General features: G+C 62.8%; 13 protein-coding genes. 3 read left to right on the forward strand and 10 right to left on the reverse strand.

Features of this window, described 5'->3' with window-relative positions:
• Window positions 1–56 precede the first annotated feature (56 nt).
• The 5 genes from glcF to B5M06_RS05215 form a co-directional block, all read right to left on the reverse strand.
• Window positions 57–1,307: a glycolate oxidase subunit GlcF gene (gene glcF / locus B5M06_RS05195; protein WP_054067959.1), complete on the reverse strand. Its 1,251-nt coding sequence runs from the start codon at window positions 1,305–1,307 to the stop codon at window positions 57–59.
• 20 nt (window positions 1,308–1,327) lie between these two features.
• Window positions 1,328–2,092, reverse strand: coding sequence for a YoaK family protein (locus B5M06_RS05200; protein WP_054067958.1), 765 nt, complete (start codon window positions 2,090–2,092; stop codon window positions 1,328–1,330).
• An 11-nt stretch (window positions 2,093–2,103) separates the two neighbouring features.
• The gene (glcE, locus tag B5M06_RS05205) at window positions 2,104–3,231 is read right to left on the reverse strand and encodes a glycolate oxidase subunit GlcE (RefSeq protein WP_080025173.1); all 1,128 of its coding nucleotides are present in this window, start codon (window positions 3,229–3,231) and stop codon (window positions 2,104–2,106) included.
• A gap of 182 nt (window positions 3,232–3,413) precedes the next feature.
• Window positions 3,414–4,766, reverse strand: a complete 1,353-nt coding sequence (locus tag B5M06_RS05210; RefSeq protein WP_080025174.1) for an ammonium transporter — start codon at window positions 4,764–4,766, stop codon at window positions 3,414–3,416.
• Between the two features lie 26 nt (window positions 4,767–4,792).
• Complete coding sequence (locus B5M06_RS05215) at window positions 4,793–5,131, reverse strand: P-II family nitrogen regulator (protein ID WP_054067956.1); 339 nt, start codon at window positions 5,129–5,131, stop codon at window positions 4,793–4,795.
• Between the two features lie 209 nt (window positions 5,132–5,340).
• Here B5M06_RS05215 and B5M06_RS05220 point away from each other — a divergent pair, with 209 nt between their 5' ends.
• A complete protein-coding gene (locus B5M06_RS05220; RefSeq protein WP_054067955.1) occupies window positions 5,341–6,876 on the forward strand; it encodes a YifB family Mg chelatase-like AAA ATPase in 1,536 nt (511 codons plus the stop codon).
• Here the strand turns inward: B5M06_RS05220 and B5M06_RS05225 are convergent.
• Window positions 6,864–7,754, reverse strand: coding sequence for a LysR family transcriptional regulator (locus B5M06_RS05225; protein WP_054067985.1), 891 nt, complete (start codon window positions 7,752–7,754; stop codon window positions 6,864–6,866). The genes B5M06_RS05220 and B5M06_RS05225 overlap by 13 nt on opposite strands.
• A 96-nt stretch (window positions 7,755–7,850) precedes the next feature.
• Between B5M06_RS05225 and B5M06_RS05230 the strand changes: the two genes are divergently transcribed.
• The gene (locus B5M06_RS05230; protein WP_054067954.1) at window positions 7,851–9,038 is read left to right on the forward strand and encodes a YbfB/YjiJ family MFS transporter; all 1,188 of its coding nucleotides are present in this window, start codon (window positions 7,851–7,853) and stop codon (window positions 9,036–9,038) included.
• 41 nt (window positions 9,039–9,079) lie between these two features.
• On the forward strand, window positions 9,080–9,679 hold the full coding sequence (locus B5M06_RS05235) for a glutathione S-transferase N-terminal domain-containing protein (protein WP_054067984.1): 600 nt from the start codon (window positions 9,080–9,082) through the stop codon (window positions 9,677–9,679).
• 132 nt (window positions 9,680–9,811) lie between these two features.
• Here B5M06_RS05235 and B5M06_RS05240 read toward each other — a convergent pair whose 3' ends face one another.
• From B5M06_RS05240 to B5M06_RS05255, 4 genes are all read right to left on the reverse strand, one after another.
• A complete protein-coding gene (locus tag B5M06_RS05240) occupies window positions 9,812–10,546 on the reverse strand; it encodes an ABC transporter ATP-binding protein (protein WP_054067953.1) in 735 nt (244 codons plus the stop codon).
• Complete coding sequence (locus B5M06_RS05245) at window positions 10,543–11,307, reverse strand: ABC transporter ATP-binding protein (RefSeq protein ID WP_054067952.1); 765 nt, start codon at window positions 11,305–11,307, stop codon at window positions 10,543–10,545. The genes B5M06_RS05240 and B5M06_RS05245 overlap by 4 nt, the downstream gene beginning before the upstream one ends.
• Window positions 11,304–13,208, reverse strand: a complete 1,905-nt coding sequence (locus B5M06_RS05250) for an ABC transporter permease (RefSeq protein WP_054067951.1) — start codon at window positions 13,206–13,208, stop codon at window positions 11,304–11,306. The genes B5M06_RS05245 and B5M06_RS05250 overlap by 4 nt, the downstream gene beginning before the upstream one ends.
• Window positions 13,209–13,333: 125 nt before the next feature.
• Window positions 13,334–14,539 carry an ABC transporter substrate-binding protein gene (locus B5M06_RS05255; RefSeq protein WP_054067950.1) on the reverse strand — a complete coding sequence of 402 codons (1,206 nt, stop codon included), beginning with the start codon at window positions 14,537–14,539 and terminating at the stop codon, window positions 13,334–13,336.
• Window positions 14,540–14,768 lie beyond the last annotated feature (229 nt).

Here is a 14,768-nt window from a genome sequence, read left to right on the forward strand (position 1 = left end):
TCACACCATGCGCGGCATTGGCTCCGCACCCAGGCAAATGCAGGCAAAGCGCCTGTTCATGCGGCTTTGCGCAGCGCGTCATCCAGCACTTCCACCCAGTGGCGTACCGGGATATCCGTGCCACTTTGCAGGTGGACGATGCAGCCAATATTGGCCGAAAGAATCGCTGCAGGCTGTACCGCCACCTCCTGCAGCGCCCGCAGCTTGCGCTCGCGCAGCGTATGGGCAATCTCTGGCTGCAGGACCGAGTATGTGCCTGCCGAGCCACAGCACAGGTGCGACTCGGTGCGTGCAGTGACGAGCTGAAAGCCCAGCTGGCGCAGACCAGCCTCCACCGTGCCCTTGAGCTTTTGCCCATGCTGCAGCGTGCAGGGCGGATGGTAGGCCATGGGCTGGCTGTCTACCTGCAATTTGCCCTCCAGCTGCTCGACCAGTTCAGGCAGCAGGGCTGGCAGCAGTTCGCTCAAGTCTCTGGTCAGCACGCTGATGCGTGCTGCCTTGTCTGCGTACGCAGGCTCATGGCGCAGGATGTGCGCCCAGTCCTTGATCATCACGCCGCAGCCTGAGGCATTGCTCACAATGGCTTCCACCTCGCCCGCCTCCACCGCTGGCCACCAGGCATCGATATGGGCGCGGATCTGCACCTTGGCCCCGTCCTGGTCATTGAGGTGGAACTTCACCGCCCCACAGCACTGGCTGCCTTGCACCACCACGCTCTGGATGCCCACGGCATCGAGCACACGTGCTGTGGCGTAGTTGATATTGGGCAGCATGGCAGGCTGCACGCAGCCCAGATGCAGCAGCACCTTGCGGGCGTGCTCGCGCGTGGGCCACACACCATGCTCCGTCTTTGGCGGCACCTTGGCGCGAATGTGCGCGGGCAGCAGGCTGCGCACCTGCTGGCCCAGCTTCATGGCTGGAGCAAACAGGGGCGATGTCAGGCCTTCTTTCAGGGCCCAGCGCTGGAGGCGTTCGCCCATGGGGCGCGGCACCTGTGCCTCCACCACTTTGCGACCAATGTCCACCAGATGCCCGTACTGCACACCGCTGGGGCAAGTGGATTCGCAGTTGCGGCAAGTCAGGCAGCGGTCCAGGTGCTGCTGCGTGGCACGCGTTGGTGCTGCACCTTCCAGCACCTGCTTGATCAGGTAGATACGGCCACGCGGTCCGTCCAGCTCATCGCCCAGCGTCTGGTAGGTCGGGCAGGTAGCGGTGCAGAAGCCACAGTGCACACATTTGCGCAGAATGGCTTCGGCCTCCTGCCCTTCAGGCGTATCACGGTAAACCGGCGCGAGCTTAGTTTGCATGGGCTTGTCTCGTTATCGTTTTAGGTTGCACGGGAAGCAAAGTAATGCCGCAGCTTGCGGCCATCCGCCCACAGTGGCGGCAGGGAAACCAGCATCAGCAGCAAGGCCAGCGGCACCACACAGACAAAGCCCCATTGCTTGAAGCCCAGCGCCCCGGCAATACCGCCCACAAAAAACATGCCCAGCAGTCCGGAAAAAAGGCGTACTTTGGACCAGTTGGCCCGCACCTTCTGCTGCTGCACGCCTGCCAGCCGGTTCCAGAACAGCATCTTGCCCAGCTCAATGCCCAGATCCGTCACCACGCCCGTCATGTGCGTGGTGCGGATGGTGGCGTTGGACATCTTGGTCAGCGTGGCGTTCTGCACGCCCATCATGAAGGACAGCAGCAGCACCGTCATGGGCACGGCGAACAGCGTCTTCCAGTTCATGGTGACAGAGCCCACCAGACCGAAGAGCAGCATGAGCAAAGCCACCAGCAGCAGCGGCAGAGCATAGGTGCTGCGCAGGCCCAGCAGCCGCGCCCAGTTGACCAGCATGGCCGAGACTGCGGCCCCAGCGGTGAACGCCAGCAGCGCCCCCAGCGCGGCCAGCACCAGCGCGGTATTGCCCAGCACCAGATGGTCCGCCAGCATGGACATGAAACCCGTCATGTGCGAGGTGTACAGCTCCAGCACCGTAAAGCCCCCCGCATTGATGGCTCCGGCGTTGAACGCCATCAGATAGCCCAGCGCCCGGTTGGTGGAGCTGGTACGGTGAAAATCTGCCAGGTGACGCAACCTTCGCATAGCGGTCTATGTCACTCCACCGTTCGGCCGGGGTTGAAGATACCGGCAGGGTCAAATGCCTGTTTGAGCTGCGCATGGATGCGCTGCAGAGCTGCGTTTTTCACGTCAAATAGGGGCTCAGCGCTCATCTGGTCTGCAATTTCTGCTCTGAAAAGCGTTGCGCTCCCACCCACTGACTGCGCCCAGGCCTTGAGCTGTGGCCCCATGCTGCGCGGAGCATGCACCCAGCGCAGCGCCCCATGCCACTCCACCAGCGGCGGTGCAATCCCTGCTGGCAGGGGCTGCACGGGCGCCGTTGGCGGCACAGACAGGCGCCACAGGCAGTCGCCCAGCCGTGGCTGCTGAAACCAGGGCAGCTGCTGTTCGCGGCACGCTATCCAGTCGATAGCTGCCTGCGCAGATTCCATGCGCTCTCCACCCATTTTCTGGCATGCAGCTTCCACGGCTGCAGCAGCACCACGCAAGCGCACATACAGCATGCCTGCAGCGCCCTCTTCCAGCCAGCGGCTGGCGTTCAGTGGCAAGGGCTGGCCACCCCACTGGTTCAGGCGTTGCAGGGCATCGGCCTGGCTGATACCCGCAAAGCGCAGTGTGGCTTCGGCAGGCGCTACGGGCAGCACCTTGAGGCTGACTTCGGTGATCACCCCCAGCGTGCCCCAGCTGCCTGCCATCAGACGCGAGACGTCATAGCCCGCCACATTCTTCATCACGGTGCCGCCAAAGCGCAGCAGCTCTGCCTTGCCGTTGATGATCTCCACACCCAGCACAAAGTCACGCACCGCGCCCACGCCGGCACGTGCCGGGCCACTCCAGCCAGCGGCCACCATGCCGCCCACGGTTGCCACATCGCCTTGCGCCGTCGCAAAGTGTGGTGGCTCAAACGCCAGGCACTGTCCACGCTCAGCCAGCGCGGCTTCCAGTTCATGCAAGGGTGTGCCTGCACGCACGGTGACCACCAGCTCACTCGGTTCATAGCTGACGATGCCTTGCAGCGCACGCATATCCAGCACATCGCCTTGCAGGCGCATGCCATGAAAGTCTTTGCTGCCGCCACCGCGAATCCGCAGGGGGGCAGCATCGCCAACAGCAGCGCGTACGCGCTCGAGCATCTGGTGAAGGGAGGAATCCATGGCGCTCAATCCTACTTGTCTCTGGCAATTGGAGGGTGTGTGTCGTTGTGATTTTTTTGAATGGTACTTGTGAAAACCAAGCCCGCCCTTCCATGTCGCACTGCCTGACAGCAGTGTGCAGGCATAAAAAAAGCCGCCCCGAAGGGCGGCCACACTACACGTAGATGGGAACAGAGATTCCAGACCGTCTTTTAACGGTTGTAGGCAGATTCGCCGTGGGTGGTGATGTCCAGACCTTCGCGCTCTGCATCTTCGGAGACACGCAGACCCACCAGGATGTCGGCCACCTTGTAGCAGATGAAGGAGACCACACCGCACCAGACGATGGTGATGATCACGCTCTTGAACTGCACCCAGACTTGAGAGGCCATGTTGTAGCCCTCGGGCTCGACACCACCCAGGCTGGCAGCGCAGAACACACCGGTCAGGATGGCGCCCAGGATGCCGCCCACACCGTGCACGCCGAACACGTCGCACACGTCGTCCACCTTCAGCATGCGCTTCAGGCCAGACACACCCCACAGGCACAGAGGGCCAGCGATCAGACCCATGACGATGGAACCCATGGGGCCCACAAAGCCAGCTGCGGGAGTGATGGTCACCAGACCGCCCACGGCACCGGAGACCACGCCCAGCATGGAAGCCTTGCCCTTGTGCATGGTCTCAGCCACCATCCACGCCACAGCAGCAGCGCCCGTTGCCAGGATGGTGTTGATGAAGGCCAGACCAGCGCCGCCGTTGGCAGCACCTGCGGAACCGGCGTTAAAGCCGAACCAGCCCACCCACAGCAGGGCACCACCGACCATGGTCAGGGTCAGGCTGTGTGGAGGCAGGGCTTCCTTGCCAAAGCCCAGGCGCTTGCCCACCATGTAGGCACCCACCAGACCGGCCACAGCGGCGTTGATGTGCACCACGGTACCACCGGCAAAGTCCAGCGCACCGTCTTCTGCCATCAGGCCACCGCCCCACACCATGTGGGCCATGGGGATGTAGCTGAAGGTGAACCACAGCACGGAGAAGATCATCACGGCCGAGAACTTGATGCGTTCTGCAAAGGCACCCACGATCAGCGCCACGGTGATGGCCGCGAAGGTGGACTGGAAGGCCACGAAGACGAACTCAGGAATCGTGCTCAGCGCAGACGATACGGTGTCAGGCGTGATGCCAGACAGGAACAGCTTGCTGAAGTCACCGTAGAACTTGCCTTCGCCACCGAAGGTCAGCGAGAAGCCGTAGACGGCCCACAGTACGGTGATCAGCGAGAAGATGGTGAACACCTGTGCCAGCACGGACAGCATGTTCTTGGAGCGCACCAGGCCGCCGTAGAACAGTGCCAGGCCGGGGATGATCATCAGAATCACCAGCATGGTGGAGGTCAGCATCCAGGCGGTGTCGCCGGAATCGATCGTGGCAGCAGCAGTTTCTACCGCCGAAGTCACCTGTGCAGCGGCCTCAACAACAGGTGCGGCTTCTTGGGCCAGAGCACCTGTGGCAGCGCCCAGCAGGCCCAGGCCAACAGACAGTGCAGGAAGCGTTTTCTTCATGTCAGTCTCTCGCATAAATGGTTGCTTTACAGGGCGTCCTTGCCGGTCTCACCGGTGCGAATACGCACGACCTGTTCGAGGTCGAAAACAAAAATCTTGCCGTCGCCGATCTTGCCGGTGCGTGCCGCGCCTTCGATGGCTTCGATCACCTGCTCCAGCACGGCGTCATCCACAGCGGCTTCCAGCTTCACCTTGGGCAGGAAGTCCACCACGTACTCCGCGCCGCGATACAGCTCGGTATGGCCTTTCTGACGACCAAAGCCTTTCACTTCGGTCACTGTGATGCCCTGTACGCCAAGCTGCGAGAGTGCTTCGCGCACCTCGTCGAGCTTGAAGGGCTTGATGATGGCTGACACCATTTTCATGAGACGTTCCTCCGGGAAGCGGGCAGTTGTAAAAAGTGTTGTGACAAGCCCTTTAAGCAGGGAGCGTGCCAACCAGCGGACTTGCCTGTGCAGGCTGCGCCCAACACCATGAGGGCTACCGTTTATCCCCAGTAACGCACCAAAGCAGTGCACCACGGATGTGCCAGCACGGCACCCCCACCGCACCGATTTAGGGAGGAAAAGTCGCTATGTCTCTGGCGTGTGTACAAAGCCGCGCCTTGATGGGTCTGCAGGCCCCGCAGGTCACTGTGGAAGTGCATCTGGCCAATGGATTGCCAGCCCTCAACCTGGTCGGCCTGGCCGACCTGGAAGTGCGCGAAGCCCGAGAGCGCGTGCGCTGTGCGATTGCCAACAGCGGCCTGGAATACCCCGGCAACAAGCGCATCACGGTGAACCTGGCCCCCGCCGACCTACCCAAGGATTCCGGCCGCTTTGACCTGCCGATTGCGCTGGGCATCCTTGCCGCCAGCGGCCAGATTGATGCACGCAAGCTCCAGGGCTGGGAATTTGCCGGAGAGCTGTCGCTGTCCGGCGAGCTGCGCCCGGTGCGCGGCGCGCTGGCTACGGCACTGGCCATGGGCACGCAGGAACCACCGCTGCGCTTTGTGCTGCCCACGGAGAGTGCGCGCGAAGCCGCCTGGGCCACGCAGATCGAGGTCTATGGTGCACAGCATTTGCTCGATGTGGTGCAGCAATTGCTGCCAGACAGCGCAAGGGACGCACCACCGTCCACCGGCTGGCAACGTATGCAGCCGCAGGCTGCCCAGCATGTGCCGGACATGCTGGACATGGCCGATGTCAAAGGCCAGCTGCAGGCCCGACGCGCGCTGGAAATTGCCGCCGCTGGCGCGCACGGCCTGCTGCTGGTGGGCCCGCCTGGCAGTGGCAAATCCATGCTGGCGCAGCGCTTTGCCGGACTGCTGCCGCCCATGACGTCTACCGAAGCACTGGAGAGCGCAGCCATTGCCAGTCTGGGCGGACGCTTTGCCCCTGAGCGCTGGGGCCAGCGCCCCACGGGCAGCCCGCACCATACGGCCAGTGCCGTGGCACTGGTCGGGGGTGGCTCACCGCCCAAGCCTGGCGAGATTTCCTATGCCCACCACGGCGTGCTGTTTCTGGATGAGTTTCCCGAGTTCAGCCGCAGCGCACTCGAAGCCCTGCGCGAGCCGCTGGAGACCGGGCGCATCACCATTGCCCGTGCGGCCCACAGCACCACCTTCCCCGCCCGCTTTCAATTGATTGCGGCCATGAACCCCTGCCCCTGTGGCTTCTGGGGCAGCACGCAGCGCAGCTGCCGCTGCACGCCCGAGCAGGTGGCACGTTATCAAGCCAAGCTCAGCGGCCCATTGCTCGACCGCATTGATCTGCATGTGGAAGTGCCTGCCCTGCCTGCACAGGAGCTGCTGGCCCAGACTGCGGGTGAACCCAGCGCTGCCATCCGCGCCCGGGTGCTGCAGGCGCGTGAGCGTGCGCTGCAGCGCCAGCAATGCCCCAACCAGATGCTGCAGGGCGAAGCGCTGGATCAGCATGTGCAGCTCGATGCCGCCGCCACCGAGCTGCTGCGCAAGGCGGCGGACAAACTGGGGTGGAGTGCCCGCGCCACCCACCGCGCGCTGCGTGTGGCGCGCACGATTGCGGATCTGGCAGGCAGTGAACGCATTGCCAGCGCCCATGTGGCCGAAGCCATGCAGTACCGCCGGGCACTGCTGCGTCAGACGGGCTGAAGTTCCGTCTGTACCAGCTTGCCCACCAGCGCATGCAGCTGCGGCGACCAGGCCACTTGCTCCGGCGCTACCAGCCAGGTATCAATCACGGCAATCTCGCTGCGCAGCGGCTGCGGCAGCTGCAGGCAATGCACGGCAAAGCGGGGCAGCTGGGTCTGCATCAGCGCATGCGGCATGAGCGCAAAGCCCATGCCTGCGGCCACGCAGCCCAGAATGGCGTCCAGCGAGCCCATCTCCATGATGCGTGCGCCCGTAATGCCCTGGCTGGCCAGCAGCAGCTCAATACGCTGGCGGTAGCTGCAGCTCTGGCGAAAGGCCAGAAACGGGGTGCGCAGCAGCACTTCCGGCGCAGGCAGCTGCTGCAGCGGCGTGCGGCTGACCAAGACCAGCTCCTCCTGAAACACCGCATGCGACCACCAGCGCGGGTGCGGCGGCTGGCCCGCTACAAAAGCGCAATCCAGCTGCCCCTGCTGCAGCTCTTCCAGCAGTGCGCCGGAGGGCCCGGTGCGCAGCTGCAAGTCAATGTCCGGGCAGTCCTGATACAGCTGCGCCAGCACGCTGGGCAGGCGCAGGGCGGCCGTGCTTTCCATGGCCCCAATGCGCAGACGGCCCGATGGCGGCGCCTCCCCGGCAAACAGGGCGCAGGCTGCATCATGGGCTTGCAGCAGGCGTTGGGCATGCGGCAGCAGGGTGTGGCCTGCAGGCGTCAGCCGCACCGGCGTGCTGCTGCGCGCTATCAGCTGCACCTGCAGCTCGTCCTCAAGCTTTTTGATGTGGGCCGTGACATTGGACTGCACCGTGTGCAGGCGCTGGGCTGCCGCACCAAAACTGCCGGTGCTGCTGACGGCTTCAAAGATGCGCAGAGATTTGAGCTGCATGTTGATCACAAAACAAGATGATGAACTTCATTTTGAATCATTGGACATGATGCACACAAGGGCTTAATCTGCCAGCATTCACCATAGACCACCATCGTGATCCAGCGCTCTGAACTCCCTCTTTTTCTGACCGGCTTTCTCGCCACCCTCAGCGGCGTGGGCCTGGCCCGTTTTGCCTATACCGCCCTCATGCCGCAGATGGTGCTGGCGGGCTGGTTCAGCGGTGAGCAGGTGGCCTATCTGGGCGCTGCCAATCTGCTGGGCTATCTGATCGGGGCGCTGGCGGCTGCGCCGCTGGCCGATCGGCTGGGTGGCGTGCGCGCCTTGGTGCTGTGCTGGATCGCCGTGGCACTGAGCTTTGCGGCCTGCTGCATCGCCCAGCCCATGGCCGTGTTTTTTGTGTGGCGGCTGGTGTCCGGCATTGCCGGGGCTGCACTCATGGTGCTGGGGCCATCGATGGCCATGGCCGCCACACCGCAGCCACGCCGCGCAGCACTGGGCCCCATGATGTTTTCCGGCATTGGCGTGGGCGCCCTGCTCTCGGCCACGCTGGTGCCCAGCCTGGCGCAGCACAGCCTGAGCGCTGTATGGCTGGGCTTGGGTGCCATCTGCGTGCTGGCACTGTGGCTGGGCTGGCGCAGCGCCCGCGCACTGCCTGCCCCTGCGCCGATCACGGTAGTCCCCGGTGCTACGCCCAGCCCTGCACCCGTCGCCACGCTCTGGACGCTGCCGGTGGTGCTGGTGTTTCTGGCCTACACCACCGACGCATTTGGCTTTGTGCCCCACACCGTGTTCTGGGTGGACTATCTGGCGCGTGAGCTGCAGCTGGGCACGGCCTATGGCGCCACGCAATGGGCCTTTTTTGGCCTCGGTGCCGTGGCCGGGCCGCTGTGCGTGGGCTTTTGCGCCGCACGCTGGGGCTGGTGGCGCACCACCACCTGTGCTTATGTGCTCAAGATGCTGGCTATTGGCCTGCCGCTGCTGTGGGTCAGCTTTGCAGGCCATGCGCTTTCTGGCTTTGTCGTGGGAGCGCTCTCGCCTGGTATGGCGGCCATTACCTCGGGCTATCTGATGCAGCTGATTGGCCCTGCACAGCACAAGCGCATGTGGGGCTATGCCACGGCAGCGTTTGCACTGCTGCAGGCCACGGCGGGCTATCTGATGGCCTATGTCTATGCCAGCACGGGCAGCTACCGCAGCCTGTTTGTCATGGGCAGTGCGGCCCTGCTGCTGGGCGCGGTGCTGGTGGTTTTTTCCAGGCAAAAACGCCTGCAGCGCCCGTGAAATCTGCGCTGACTGCTTTTATTTTTTCTACGACTTTCACCATGCAACTCTTTCTGAACACCACATCTCCGTTTGCACGCGTTGCGCGTGTGGTCGCCCTGGAAAAAGGTCTGGCCGATCAGCTGGAGCTGGTCTGGTGCGACCCGTGGAACAACGACCCCGCCCTGCTCGCCCAGCACCCGCAGGCCCGCATTCCGGTGCTGGTCACGGACGATGGGCAGGCCATTGCCGAGTCGCTGCTGATTGCGCAGTATCTGGACCATATGGGCCGCGGCCCGCGCCTGATTCCGGCGCAGCACATCAGCCGCGTGCTGGCGCAGACCAGCGTGGCCTATGGCCTGATGGAAGCTGCGTTCAACATCGTGATTGCGCGCAAGTACGAAGGCGCAGCGGCCGACGCCAGCGTCATGGGCCAGCGCCGACTGGCGGCCATCACCCGCGCCCTCGCACAGCTTGAAAAGCAGCTTTCAGCACCTGCGGAGGCGCAGCTGACGCTCGACCAGATTGCCACCGCCGTTGCGCTGGCCTATGTGCAGTTTCGCCTGCCTGCCCTGCTGCCACAGGCCGACTACCCACAGCTGCACGCCTGGCTGCAAAGCGCCGAGCAGCGCGAGGCGCTGGCGCAGACCCGGTTTGCCTGATGGCGGAAAACTGCAAAAGCGTTTTCAATAAAAAGAGCGCTCAGCGCTTGTCTACATTGGTTTTCACATAGAAAACCATCGGAAATGCCGTACTGACAAGCGCTGGCTGCTTTGATTTTTGAAAAAGCGTTTTCACACGCCGAGGTACTGCTGGCGCACGGCCGCATTGCCTGCCAGCTCCTGCATGCTGCCACTGTGCACAATCTGCCCCTTTTCCAGCACATAGGCGCGGTCAGCCACCACCTGCGCAAAGGGCAGGTTTTGCTCACTCAGCAAAATGCCTATGCCCTGTGCCTTGAGCTGCAAAATCGTTTTCGCCATCTGCTCCACGATCAGCGGTGCCACGCCTTCCGAGGGTTCATCGAGCAGCACCACATAGGGCTGGCCCATCAGCGTGCGTGCCACGGTGAGCATCTGTTGCTCGCCGCCACTCATCTGCCCGCCAGGGCGTTGCGGCATTTCACCCAAGTTGGGAAATAACGAAAAAAGCTTTTCAGGTGTCCAGTGCGGCAGCGCTTCGCCGCTGGGCCAGTGGCGTGCCTTCTGGCGGCCGACTTCCAGGTTCTCCAGCACCGTCAACTCGGTGAAGATGCGCCGGTCTTCAGGCACATAGCCCAGCCCCAGACGCGCAATCTGGTGCGGTGCTTTGCGGCTGATGTCGGCGCCCATGAAAAGCGCTTTTCCATCGCGGCGCTCGACCAGCCCGGCAATAGCCTTGAGCGTGGTGGATTTGCCTGCGCCATTGCGGCCCATCAGCGCCACAACCTCACCACGGCCCACACTGAGCGACACGCCATGCAGGATGTGCGCCGCCCCATACCAGGCGTTCAGGCCTTCGACCTGCAGCAGTGTTGGCGCGTTGCTCATAGGTTGTTCTCCAGCACCAGTCCAGTGCCCAAATACGCTTGCTGCACGCGTTCGTCATCACGCACCGCTTGCGGCGTGCCTTGTGCCAGCAGCTGCCCACGCACCAGCACGGCTACGCGGTCGGCCTGGCCAAACACTACGTCCATGCTGTGCTCGGTAAACAGCACGCCCATGCGGCGCTGCTGCGCCAGATCGCGCGTGAGCTGCATCAGCGCCACGCGCTCGCCCGGGGCCATGCCGGCGGTGGGCTCATCCATCAGCAGCAATTGCGGGTTGTGTGCCAAGGCCATGGCCAGCTCCACACGCTTGACATCACCATAGGCCAGCTCCGAGCACGCGCGGTCTGCCTGGGCCGCCATGCCCACCTGCTCCAGCAGCGCCAGTGCATCCGCACGGCGATGGGCACTGGCACGCGGCCACCACGCAAAGATGCGGCGGTCGTGTGAGAGCAGCGCCATCTGCACGTTCTCCACCACGGTGAGCGAGGCAAACGTCTGCGCAATCTGAAAGGTGCGCCCCACGCCCTTGCGCCAGATAGCACGAGGTGGCAGACCGGCGATGTTTTCGCCGTGCAGCAGCACCTGCCCGCAATCGGGTGTGAGCTGGCCGCCGACCATATTGAAGGTGGTGGATTTGCCTGCGCCGTTCGGCCCAATCAGGGCCAGCATTTCACCAGCTTGCAGCGTGAACGACACCCCACGCACGGCCTGCACGCCGCCAAAGGATTTGCAGATGTTCTGCACTTGCAGCAAGGCCGTCATGGCGCCACCTGCGCTTTCTTGTTGGAAGCCAGCAGCGCCTGCAACTGCTGCGCAAAGCCCGCAATGCCTTGCGGGAACAGCAGCACCAGCACCAACATAATCCCGCCCATCATGGCGCGCCAGTAATCGGTATTGCGGGCCACGGTGTCATGCAGCCAGGTAAAAGCCGCCGAGCCCACCACGGGGCCTGCCAGCGTCTGAATGCCGCCCAGCAGCACCATGACCAGGCCATCCACACTCTTGGTCACGCTCAACGCATCCGGCGCCACACTGCCTTTGGAAAACGCAAACAGCGCCCCCGCCACACCGGCAAAGGCCGCGGCGATCACAAAGGCCGTCCATTGAATGCGGCGCACATCCAGCCCAATCGCATCGGCGCGCAGGGCCGAATCGCGTGCGGTGCGCAGCGCATAACCGAGCGGTGAAAACAGCATGCGGCGCAGCAGGTAAATGCCACCTGCACACAGCGCCAAAGCCAGCCAGTAGAACGTAGAGCCATCAGCTGCCCACTCACTGGGCCATACGCCGGTCAAGCCATTGCTGCCACCCGTAAAACCATCCCACTGGAACACAATGGCCCAGGTGATTTGCGCAAAGGCCAGCGTGAGCATGGTCAAGTACACGCCGCTCAGACGCACGCAGAACCAGCCGTAGAGCAAGGCCCCTGCGGCGGCCGCCAGGGGGCCAAACAACAGCGCGGCTTCCATCGGCAAATCCAGCGCCCGCACCGCCAGTGCAGCGCCATAGGCGCCGAGGCCAAAGTAGGCAGCATGGCCAAACGAATGCATGCCACCGGGGCCGAGGATGAAGTGCAGGCTGGCCGCAAACAGTGCGGCAATCAGCATGTCGGTCAGCAGCACGGTGGCGTAGTTGTCAGCATCCAGCAGCAGTGGCAGCACCGCCATGGCGAGGATCAATACGAGCCACGCCACCCGGCCCTGCCGGGAGCTGCTGCGCAGCGGCTGCTCTGGCGCGCCCGCATGGCGTGCAGCAGCTTGCGGTTTGCCCATCAGACCCCAGGGCCGCCAGACCAGCACGGCGGCCATCACCAGAAACTCCACCACCAGCGTGAGCTTGGAAAAAGAGACTTCCACGCCTGCGATCTCCTGCACGCCCAGCCAGATGCACACGGCCTTGATTTCCGCAATCAAGAGCGCCGCAATAAAGGCACCCGGAATGCTGCCCATACCACCTACCACCACCACTACAAAGGCTGCGCCAATGGTGGTCATATCCATCTCCAGACTGGCGGGTTCGCGCGGCAATTGCAAGGCACCTGCCAGGCCTGCGAGCAGCGTGCCCAGCGCAAACACGGCCGTGAACAGCCAGGCCTGGTTCACACCCAGTGCGCCCACCATTTCGCGGTCCTGCGTGGCGGCGCGCACCAGCGTGCCAAAGCGAGTGCGCGTCAGCAGCAGGTGCAGGCCCAGCAACACGAGTGGCCCCACGGCGATGAGCAGCAAGTCATAGTTAGGGAACTGGCGGCCCAGCAACTCAACCGAACCCTCCAAACCCGCTGCACGCGGGCCAAACAATTCTTCCGGGCCCCACAGCCACAGGGCGGCATCCTTGATCACCAGCACCAGCGCAAACGTGGCCAGCAGCTGAAACAGCTCCGGCGCTTTGTAGATGCGGCGCAGCAGGCCGATTTCCGTCAGCGCACCGAGTACGCCGCACACCAGTGGCGCGAGCAGCAGCGCAGGCCAGAAGCCGATGACGGGCTCCAGCATTTCCACGCTGGAAAAGGCCAGATACGCACCCAGCATGAAGAAGGAGCCATGCGCAAAGTTGATGATGCGCGTGACGCCAAAAATCAGAGACAGGCCCACGGACACCAGAAACAGTGACGAAGCACTGGCCAGTCCGTTGAGCAGTTGGGCCAGCAGGCCAGAGGCACTCATTGCACGGTAGCTTTCAAAAACGTAGCCGCCAGCGCTTGATATTGCTTGTTTTCAAAACAAAATCGCTCTGAAAACAAGTATTTATCAGCGCAAGCAGCTATTTTTTCTGCAGATCCTGAAGCCGCTTACTGCGCGCTCGCGGGGCGCAGTTTTTTCACGGCCTCATCGGAAGGCTGGTAGTCCTTGCCGTCGGCATAGTAGAAGTCCACCATCACGCCGCGCTTCATCTCCGGGCTGTAGGTGGTCTTACCCACATAAGCCCCCATGGTGGACTGGTTGTCCTGCGGGCGGTAGGTAATGGTGCCCCAGGGCGTATCCACGTTCAGGCCCTTGAAGGCTTGGATCAATGCCTCGGTGTCGGTACTGCCGGCCTTGGTGATGCCTGCGGCCAGCGACTGGATGGCGTTGTAGCCCACGATGGTGCCCAGGCGTGGGTAGTCCTTGAACTTGGCCTGATAAGCCTTCAGAAAGGCATTGTGTTCGGGCGTATCAATGGCGTACCAGGGGTAGCCGGTGACGATCCAGCCCTCAGGCGCTTCCCGGCGCAGCGCGTCCAGATATTCCGGCTCGCCAGACAGTAGCCCGACCACGGTGCGGTCCTTGAACAGGCCACGCGTATTGCCTTCGCGCACAAACTTGCCCAGATCGACCGAGAACAGCACGTTAAAGATGGCATCCGGCTTGGCGTCGGCAATGGCCTGCACCACGGAACCGGCATCGATCTTGCCCAGCGGCGGCGCTTGCTCAGCCACAAATTCGATGTCGGGCTGCGCCTCCTTCATCAGCTTTTTGAAGGTGGCGACGGCCGACTGGCCGTACTCGTAGTTGGGATACACAATCGCCCAGCGCTTTTTGTTCAGCTTCTTGGCCTCTTCGACCAGCATGGCCGTCTGCATGTAGGTAGAGCCACGCAGGCGGTAGGTGTAGCGGTTGCCGTTCTCCCAGACCACCTTGTCGGTCAGCGTTTCCGAGGCCAGGAAGAAACGCTTTTTCTGCCCTGCGTAATCGGTCAGCGCCATGCCCACGTGCGACAGAAAACTGCCCGTGAGCACATCGATTTTTTCGCGGGTGTACAGCTCTTCCGCCGCACGCACGGCATCACCGGGATTGCCGTTGTCATCACGCGTGACCAGCACCACTGGCTTGCCCAGCAGGCCGCCCTGGGCATTGATCTGCTCGACCGCCAGCTCCATGCCTTTTTTGTAGGGCTCCAGAAAAGCCGGCATGGCCTTGTAGCTGTTGATTTCACCAATCTTGAGCACATCCTGTGCCGACCAGGCAGGAGCGGCAGCCATCAGCGCCAGGGCAGGCCAAGTCCAACGCCATTGCATATGTCTTCCTCCACAGCGCTGGGATGGCGCTGATTATTAATACTCATTTTGAGTATATTTAAGCCAAAAAAATGCGCAGGGCTTGACTCCCTGCACGGCACGCATTCATTTATGCTAATTCCGAGCATTATTTGTTGTCAAGACACACAACCCTGCCGCTTCGTTAGGTGCTTATTACTAATCCATATCAAATCAAAGACCGCATCCTCACCCGTGGCGCCGCATTTCT

The sequence above is a fragment of the Comamonas kerstersii genome, assembly GCF_002056725.1.
Taxonomy (GTDB): Bacteria; Pseudomonadota; Gammaproteobacteria; order Burkholderiales; family Burkholderiaceae_C; genus Comamonas; species Comamonas kerstersii.

Coding starts and splice junctions, on each gene's coding strand:
- B5M06_RS05250 (WP_054067951.1), bottom strand. CDS start 13,208: ATGAGTGCCTCTGGCCTGCTGGCCCAACTGCTCAACGGACTGGCCAGT.
- B5M06_RS05215 (WP_054067956.1), bottom strand. CDS start 5,131: ATGAAAATGGTGTCAGCCATCATCAAGCCCTTCAAGCTCGACGAGGTG.
- B5M06_RS05220 (WP_054067955.1), top strand. CDS start 5,341: ATGTCTCTGGCGTGTGTACAAAGCCGCGCCTTGATGGGTCTGCAGGCC.
- B5M06_RS05240 (WP_054067953.1), bottom strand. CDS start 10,546: ATGAGCAACGCGCCAACACTGCTGCAGGTCGAAGGCCTGAACGCCTGG.
- glcF (WP_054067959.1), bottom strand. CDS start 1,307: ATGCAAACTAAGCTCGCGCCGGTTTACCGTGATACGCCTGAAGGGCAG.
- B5M06_RS05235 (WP_054067984.1), top strand. CDS start 9,080: ATGCAACTCTTTCTGAACACCACATCTCCGTTTGCACGCGTTGCGCGT.
- B5M06_RS05225 (WP_054067985.1), bottom strand. CDS start 7,754: ATGCAGCTCAAATCTCTGCGCATCTTTGAAGCCGTCAGCAGCACCGGC.
- B5M06_RS05200 (WP_054067958.1), bottom strand. CDS start 2,092: ATGCGAAGGTTGCGTCACCTGGCAGATTTTCACCGTACCAGCTCCACC.
- B5M06_RS05255 (WP_054067950.1), bottom strand. CDS start 14,539: ATGCAATGGCGTTGGACTTGGCCTGCCCTGGCGCTGATGGCTGCCGCT.
- B5M06_RS05245 (WP_054067952.1), bottom strand. CDS start 11,307: ATGACGGCCTTGCTGCAAGTGCAGAACATCTGCAAATCCTTTGGCGGC.
- B5M06_RS05210 (WP_080025174.1), bottom strand. CDS start 4,766: ATGAAGAAAACGCTTCCTGCACTGTCTGTTGGCCTGGGCCTGCTGGGC.